6 protein-coding genes, 1 tRNA gene and 1 pseudogene are annotated in these 7,637 nt (G+C 33.3%); all 8 read left to right on the forward strand.

The window, feature by feature from the left end; genetic code table 11:
* Positions 1-82: 82 nt before the first annotated feature.
* The gene (locus tag NK213_RS18205; RefSeq protein ID WP_253351877.1) at positions 83-661 is read left to right on the forward strand and encodes an HdeD family acid-resistance protein; all 579 of its coding nucleotides are present in this window, start codon (positions 83-85) and stop codon (positions 659-661) included.
* Positions 662-799: 138 nt separating this feature from the next.
* Entirely contained in the window at positions 800-1,498 is a 699-nt protein-coding gene (locus tag NK213_RS18210) for a 5'-methylthioadenosine/adenosylhomocysteine nucleosidase (RefSeq protein WP_253351879.1), read from the forward strand.
* A gap of 18 nt (positions 1,499-1,516) precedes the next feature.
* Positions 1,517-2,074, forward strand: coding sequence for an SPOR domain-containing protein (locus tag NK213_RS18215; protein ID WP_253351887.1), 558 nt, complete (start codon positions 1,517-1,519; stop codon positions 2,072-2,074).
* Positions 2,075-2,183: 109 nt separating this feature from the next.
* On the forward strand, positions 2,184-4,001 hold the full coding sequence (locus NK213_RS18220; protein ID WP_253351889.1) for a hypothetical protein: 1,818 nt from the start codon (positions 2,184-2,186) through the stop codon (positions 3,999-4,001).
* Positions 3,998-4,864, forward strand: coding sequence for a YitT family protein (locus tag NK213_RS18225; protein WP_253351891.1), 867 nt, complete (start codon positions 3,998-4,000; stop codon positions 4,862-4,864). The genes NK213_RS18220 and NK213_RS18225 overlap by 4 nt, the downstream gene beginning before the upstream one ends.
* A 27-nt stretch (positions 4,865-4,891) precedes the next feature.
* The gene (locus tag NK213_RS18230) at positions 4,892-5,887 is read left to right on the forward strand and encodes a bifunctional oligoribonuclease/PAP phosphatase NrnA (protein ID WP_253351893.1); all 996 of its coding nucleotides are present in this window, start codon (positions 4,892-4,894) and stop codon (positions 5,885-5,887) included.
* Between the two features lie 23 nt (positions 5,888-5,910).
* Positions 5,911-5,986 (forward strand) — tRNA-Gly (locus NK213_RS18235).
* A 310-nt stretch (positions 5,987-6,296) separates the two neighbouring features.
* A pseudogene (locus NK213_RS18240) lies at positions 6,297-7,487 on the forward strand (IS256 family transposase).
* The last annotated feature ends 150 nt before the right edge of the window (positions 7,488-7,637 follow it).

The raw sequence follows: 7,637 nt of genomic DNA on the forward strand, positions 1-7,637 counted from the left end.
AATTATTACATAAAGTAACAAAGATTTTAAGTAGTTAATTTAGCTTTTTTAACTACAAACATATTATACAAGGAGGTTTAGTATGATTCATTTGAATTTGGAGCAATTAAAAAATATCGGGCAGGAAAGTTTAAAGAAACAAAGAATGTATTACATTATTCTTGGAATACTGTTTGCAGTGGCCGGGGTGCTTTGCTTTGCAAAACCTATGGTTTCCAGCTGGGCAATAAGTGTATTAATGGGAGTTTTATTTATAGCAGGAGGTATTATCCTTATTCTGACAACTTTATTTTTCAAAAGTCTGCAGAATATATGGTCGCTTATACTGGAAATATTACTGGGGATAGCTTATATTTTTCTGGGATATGAGTTTTTGAAGAATCCTATGGTAGCTGTATTATCTCTTGCGTTTTTTATAGGATTCATGTTTCTAATAGCTGGAATAATGAGGATAATAATAGCATATTCCAATAAAGGATATCCCGGAATGAGTCTGTTTATATTTACAGGGATAGTGGAAATACTGCTTGCTGTTTTCCTTATTATATCATGGCCGGAAAACTCAATAGCATTAATAGCAGCCTTTTTAGGAGTTCAGTTTATATGTAACTCTATAGATTACTTTACTGTAAGCAGTTACATAAAAAAATTAATTGATTAATAAAAATAAGAAATAAAATATATATCCTTTCCCGGAAAAGAAGAATTTTGTATTCTTCCAGCAAGGAGGGGATATTTTTTTTTCTGCATTTGTGATATAATTTAGTCTGAATAATTAAAAAATTTAGGAGGATTATTTATGATCGGTATAATCGGTGCAATGTCTGAAGAAGTTAATATAATAAAAGAAGAAATGCAGTTTAGCTATGAAGAGATAATAGGTAAATTTACATTCTATATAGGAAGTCTTAGAAATAGAAAAATAGTACTGGCAGAGTCAGGAATCGGAAAAGTAAATGCTGCTATGCTGGCAACTATAATGATAATAAAATTCAATGTAAAAGCCGTGTGTTTTTCAGGAGTGGCAGGAGCATTGGACAGCAGGCTGAAAGTAGGAGATGTTGTAATAGGTGAAAAAATGCTTCAGCATGATATGGATGTAAGAGAATTCGGATTGAAAAAAGGAGAGATCCCGAGAATGGATACTTCTGTATTTTTATCAAATGACAGATTAATGGAAATAGTAAACGAATATAAACTGCCTAATAATAAAATATATAACGGCACTATAATTTCAGGTGATCAGTTTGTCAGCTCAAAACAGGCGAAACAAGAACTCGCAGAGGAATTTAACGCAATGTGTGTAGATATGGAAAGTGCAGCAGTGGCACAGGTTTGTCACAGACTGGACAAAAAATGTATAGTTATAAGATCAATTTCAGATTCTGTAACAGATGATTCTACTATGGAATATTCGCAGTTTACAGAATTGGCGGCAAATAATTCCAAAGAACTGGTATGTCATCTCGCGGGAGTATTATCGCAAGAACAAATATAAAAAGATTGGGAGAAAATAATGAGAAGAAACAACGGATTCTTAAGTTTTTTTATCTTTTTGATTTTTCTGACGTATGTATTTTATCTCACATATGGTTTTTTTAAGCAGCGTAAAGAAGTAACAAATGATATTGTTTCAAAATTAAAAATCAGGGGAAATGATTTTTATCAGGGTACGGGAACACCCGCTGCCGCAGTAGAAAATCCCCCACAGGAAGTTCAGAATACAGAACAGGTAAATGCAGAAGGGCAGAAAGAAGAACCTAAACCTGAAGGAGATACATCTGACAGCAGACCAAATGAAGAAAATACATCTGCCGAAGAACCCAAACCTGCACAAGAAACTCCGGAAACTAAGATAAAATCCTATGTCAGAGTAGCAACATATAATAAAAAAACTGATGCAGACGAGGCTTTAAAAAAGCTGGACGGGGACTTTAGAATAAGAAGCAGTAAAACAAGCAGCGGAAAAGAAGTCTACATCATTGTTTCCAAAACAGTCACTTCAAATGAGGAACTGGAAAAATTAAAAGCTAAGGTAAAAAATTATAGTTATCAGATAATAAACCAGAAATAGGATTGCGGTATTTAGTTCCTGAAAAAGCTGGATGCAGGAAAAAAAGAAATTTGTCACTGGGAATTATCAGATATTTTAGAATAATCAGAGAAAATATTAGGAGAATAAAATGGTAGAAATTTCTGCACTGGAGATAAGAAAATACCTTGCTTTGGAAGAAGTCTACAAGAACTGTGAGCTGAAAGACATGAAAATTACTGCTCCAAAAATTCAGAAAATGCTTGGCAGCTTAGTATCCGATACAATATCTGCGAATAATAACTGCATTAATATTATGGGGAATGAAGAGCTTGAATATCTTCAAAAAGAAAGTGCAGAAGAAAGAAAAAGAAAACTGAAAAATTACTTTGGTGATTTTCCTGTATTTATGATATTATCAGATGGAATAGATATCAGGGAAATCACAGAGCTGATGAAAGAAGAAAGTGCAGACTGTGTTATATTAAGAACAAAGGCAGGATTTCAGGAAGTAAACAGAAGCCTGAAAAAAGTCATCAGAAAAAAAATGAAGCAGGAGACTGTTATAGAAAATACACTGTTTTTGGAAATATACGGATTGGGTGTTTTGATTCAGGGTGATAAAAGCCTTAGAAATTCACTGGCACTGGAACTAATGAAGAAAAAACACAGCTTTATTTCAAATAACGGTATAAGAGTAATAAAATATCAGGGAAATGAAATATTCGGGAAAAATATAATAAATGACTACAGCAAATATATGTTGAAAATGACCAGCGGAGTGGAATTCGATGTTTTAAAAAATTTTGGGACAGCAGTGGGAAGAAGAAGCAAGAGAATAGATATGATACTGATTCTCGAAAGCTGGTCGCCTAAAAAGAAATTTGAGCGTCTCGGACTGGATGAGGAATTTGAAAAAATACTGGATATAAATATATCAAAAACTATTATTCCCATAAGAACCGGAAGAAGTCTTTCCGTGATAGTGGAAGCCGTGGCATTGAACCAAAGGCTGAAATCAATGGGAGAAAATTCATCAATGAATTTCTTTGATGAAACTAAAAAGCTGATTGGGAGAAATAAAATGAGGGCTGAAAAAAGTTCAGATAAGAATCTTTTTCTTGTAGAAAATTTTGAAAATAAAGCCGGATTAAGAAAAATAGCTGGTGAAGAAAGTGAACTTTTTATTGATAGTCCGGAGCTGTATTATCCTGTATTTGAAGTATCAGGTCTGCAAAACGGTATGAACAGGCTTCATGTTTTTGATGAGGATATATCTTTGCGCCTTGAGAGATTTACAAATACTGAAAGACATCAGATACTAGAAGAATACTTTGAGAAAAAAATGAGCGGTATTTTAATTAAAAATGATAGTTCTGTAAAAGAAGAAATTATAAAATACTGTAAAAGAAAAAACATAAATCTTTATGAGAATAGAGATGAGTTCAATATAACTCTGGATCTTACAGAGGATTTGTTTGAGTTTGAAGTTTCACCGCGTACTACAATTCACGGAGTGCTTATGGAGATATACGGGCTGGGGGTTCTGATTACTGGTAAAAGCGGCGTGGGGAAAAGTGAAACAGGACTCGAACTGGTTACAAGAGGACATAGACTTATAGCTGACGACAGAGTGGGAGTGGTGCTTACACCGGATAAAATACTAAAGGGCTATTGCGGAGAAATACCCTATTTCATGGAATTAAGAGGTGTGGGTATTATTAATGTAAAATCTTTGTATGGTATAGGAGCAGTAAAAGAGAGCAAGTCTATAAATATGGTAGTGGAAATAGTAGAGGATGAAGCCAGCGAATTCATCGGGAATCAGACTCTTACAGAAAGTTTTTTGGAAAAAGAAATAGTAAAAAAAATCATACATATAAATACAGGAAGAAACACAGCCACGCTTGTGGAAGCGGTAGCTTTGGATTATAAGGGGAAAAGGCTGGAAATAGGAGGGAAGTTTTGAAAGAGGGAATTTTAAAAAAAACATATACAATACTTTTTTTAGTTTTGGGGAATTTTTTGACGGCATATGCAACAATACATTTTTTACTGCCTGCAAAGATATCGCCGGGAGGGGTTTCAGGAATAGCGACAATTGTGTTTCATTTATTCAATATAAGTCCTGTGGTAACCACAGCAGTAATTAATATTCCGCTTATTTTGATATCAATGAAAATGTTCGGGAAAAGGTACGGATATAAAACAATACTGAGTATAGGGCTTTTGATATTTTTTACATATATACTTATGAAAATATTAGGAACCGAAGGTATTTTACATGAAAGCGGAAAATCTGGAGATTTGATGCTTCCAGTAATTTATGGAGGAATCATTTCAGGAATCGGAGTAGGGCTGGTTATTAAAGTCGGAGGAAGTACCGGAGGAACTGTAATTGTAGCAAGTATAATAAATAAACTGTTTAGAATACCAATAGGGAGTTCGCTCGCTCTGGCTGATTTAGCAGTAGTTCTTGCTGCTGCATTTTCAATGGGTGTGGAAATAGCGCTGTATTCCATAATCTGCCTGTTTATTACCGGACGTGTGGTAAATGTAATTACAGAAGGGGAGAGTTACGCTAAGATGGTGTATATTATCTCTGATAAGTATCTTGAGATAAAGAAAGTTATAATAACAGATATGGAGCTTGGGGGAACAGTGGTGAAAGCCAGCGGAATGTTTACAGACGACGAGAAAAAAATGATTATTACAGTGGTTCATAACAGAAAGCTTTCTGAACTAAAATCGTATATAAAAGAAATAGATAAAGAAGCTTTTGTGATAATTGCCGAAGCTGACCAGGTGTTGGGAGAAGGATTTATCGAGTAACGTTTATTAAAGAAGGAGAGAGAAAATATGGAGCTTAAAAGAATAGCCGATGAAATAAAAGAAGCACAAAACATCGTACTTACAATACATATAAATTCTGACGGAGACTGCATTGGCGCTGCTTTGGCATTAATGCTTATACTGGACAGATATAACAAGAAGAATTTCAGTGATGAAATATATAAAATGAAGAATGTACGTCTGGTTTTGGATGATAAGCTTCCTAAATTTATGGGACATTTTAAGGAAAGGGCACTTGTAGAGTATTATCCGAATTTTAAGATGAAAGATATTGATCTGCTTATAGCTATTGATTCTGCGAATATAGAGAGAATAGGAAATGTGGCTGAACTCAGAAAAGATGCTAAAAAGATGATAAATATAGATCATCATATCAGCAATACAAATTATGCAGATATAAACTATGTAGAGGATGTGTCTTCTACTTCGGAAATAATTTACAAATTTCTTGATCTTTTTGATGTGGAACTGGACAAAGAAATAGCTTCACTTCTTTATCTTGGAATAATAAATGATACGGGAAATTTCACACACAGTAATGTAACAGCAGAAACTTTTCTTATATCTTCTGAACTGATTAAAGCCGGTGTAGATAATAATGAAATAACAGATATTCTTTTTGGTGTAACTTTGGGAAAAGCAAGACTTTTGGGAGAAGTGTACAAGAATTTGAAAATAGATGAAGAATTAAAGTTTGCTTACTATTATTTATCTGACAAAAAGGCAGAGGAACTGAAAATAGGCAGGGACGAATCTGACGGAATGTCGGAGACTCTCTTGGATTTAGTGGGGATAGAGGCTTCTTTATTTTTGAAGGATGAAAAGGAAGGACGAGTAAAGGGCAGTCTGAGAAGCAAGAACAGTTATGACGTGAATGAGATAGCAATGAGTTTCGGGGGAGGCGGTCATATAAAGGCTGCAGGTTTTAATACTGATGAAAACCCAGAGAAAGTAATAGGTACAATAGAAGAGTTATTGAAAAAACAATTGACAAAGCAATAAAAATAAGATATACTAGAATAGTTGCGGGAGTAGCTCAGTTGGTAGAGCGTCAGCCTTCCAAGCTGAATGTCGCGAGTTCGACCCTCGTCTCCCGCTCCAATATTTTCTAGCGAACACTAAACTCAATACTAGGAAAGACGTATATTAAATAATATTCTTTCATAGTTTTTTACGTGTATTTTGATACCTAAAAGATTGAACATTTTTCTTATGTCTGGGTGATCTTCTGGCGTTTTATTTAAAAGTATGTATCTGAGTTTATTAAGTGCATCGCTATCAACTGAATTATTTTGTTTATTATTAAGTTGGATTCTAAGTAATTCAATTTTTTTGTTTTATCGGGAGTGTAAAAAAAGTTGTGTAAACCTCTAGAAATTTAGTAAACTAAATTATCTGGAGGTGTTTTTTTATGAAAAAGATAAAAAAAGAGAATAAGCTGATAAAAGAATTAATAGATCAGTATGGAGTAAAGACAACAGATGATATAAAGGATATGCTGAAAGATTTACTTGGAGAAACAATACAAACAATGCTTGAAGGAGAAATTGAGGAAGAACTGGGGTATTCAAAATATAATTATGATGAAAAGAATACTCAAAACTCAAGAAACGGCTATTCTCCCAATGAATATGGAGAAGTGGAATTAAATATACCACGTGATAGAAACAATGAATTTAAACCACAAATAATACTAAAATATCAAAGAGAAATAACAGGAATAGAAGGTCAGATAATAGCTCTTTATGCCAAAGGAATGAGTAACAGAGATATAGAAGATCATTTAAAAATATATATGGAATAGAAGTATCTACAACAATGATAAGTAAAATAACAGATAAGATATTACCTGAAATAAAAGAATGGCAGACAAGACAGCTTGAAGAAGTATATCCAATAAGTATTTATGGATGCAATTCATTACAGTGTGAGACAGGATGGTGTGGTAATAAAAAAAGCAGTGTATATACTAATAGGAATAAATTTGAAAGGAGGTACTGGGTTTCTGGATAGGAGAAAATGAAAGCAGTAAATTCTGGCTAAATATACTAAATGAGATAGGAAACAGAGGAGTAGAGGATATCCTGATAATATCAGTAGATAATTTGAAAGGATTTAGCGAAGCAATAAAAGGTAAATATACAAATTCTGAAATACAGAAATGTGTAGTCCATCAAATAAGAAACAGCATAAAATAGTAGCTTCAAAAGATATGAAGGAATTTACAAAAGATCTAAAAACAATATATAAAGCAATAACATTGGAGCAGGCAGCGGATAATTTATTGCATTTGGAAGAAAAATGAGGTAAAAAGTATAGAGCAGCAATAAAATCGTGGCAGGATAACCGGGAAGAATTAACAACCTATTTTAAGTATCCAGAAGAGATAAGAAGATTAATTTATACAACAAACAGTATAGAAAATTGCAATAGGCAACTGAGAAAATATACCAAAACAAAATCGTCTTATCCAACAGATGATTCATTGTCAAAATCAATTTATTTATCGATAAAGGAAATAACTAAAAAGTGGACAGGCAAGGTTCAGAACTGGGGACAGATAGTATCACAGCTATCGATCTATTTTGAAGGAAGAATGTAAAACAGGAACAAAAGTCCCTGTACATACTAATTTTATTGAATTATCTAGAGTTTACAAAGAATTATGGACACTCTCGGAGCCTGTGATAAAAAGTCTGTAAATAAAAAAATCTTTTTATGATAAACTAAAAACAGGAGGACTTTATTATGA

The sequence above is a fragment of the Sebaldella sp. S0638 genome, from assembly GCF_024158605.1.
Classification (GTDB): domain Bacteria; phylum Fusobacteriota; class Fusobacteriia; order Fusobacteriales; family Leptotrichiaceae; genus Sebaldella.

Coding starts and splice junctions, on each gene's coding strand:
- NK213_RS18215 (WP_253351887.1), top strand. CDS start 1,517: ATGAGAAGAAACAACGGATTCTTAAGTTTTTTTATCTTTTTGATTTTT.
- NK213_RS18230 (WP_253351893.1), top strand. CDS start 4,892: ATGGAGCTTAAAAGAATAGCCGATGAAATAAAAGAAGCACAAAACATC.
- NK213_RS18210 (WP_253351879.1), top strand. CDS start 800: ATGATCGGTATAATCGGTGCAATGTCTGAAGAAGTTAATATAATAAAA.
- NK213_RS18205 (WP_253351877.1), top strand. CDS start 83: ATGATTCATTTGAATTTGGAGCAATTAAAAAATATCGGGCAGGAAAGT.
- NK213_RS18220 (WP_253351889.1), top strand. CDS start 2,184: ATGGTAGAAATTTCTGCACTGGAGATAAGAAAATACCTTGCTTTGGAA.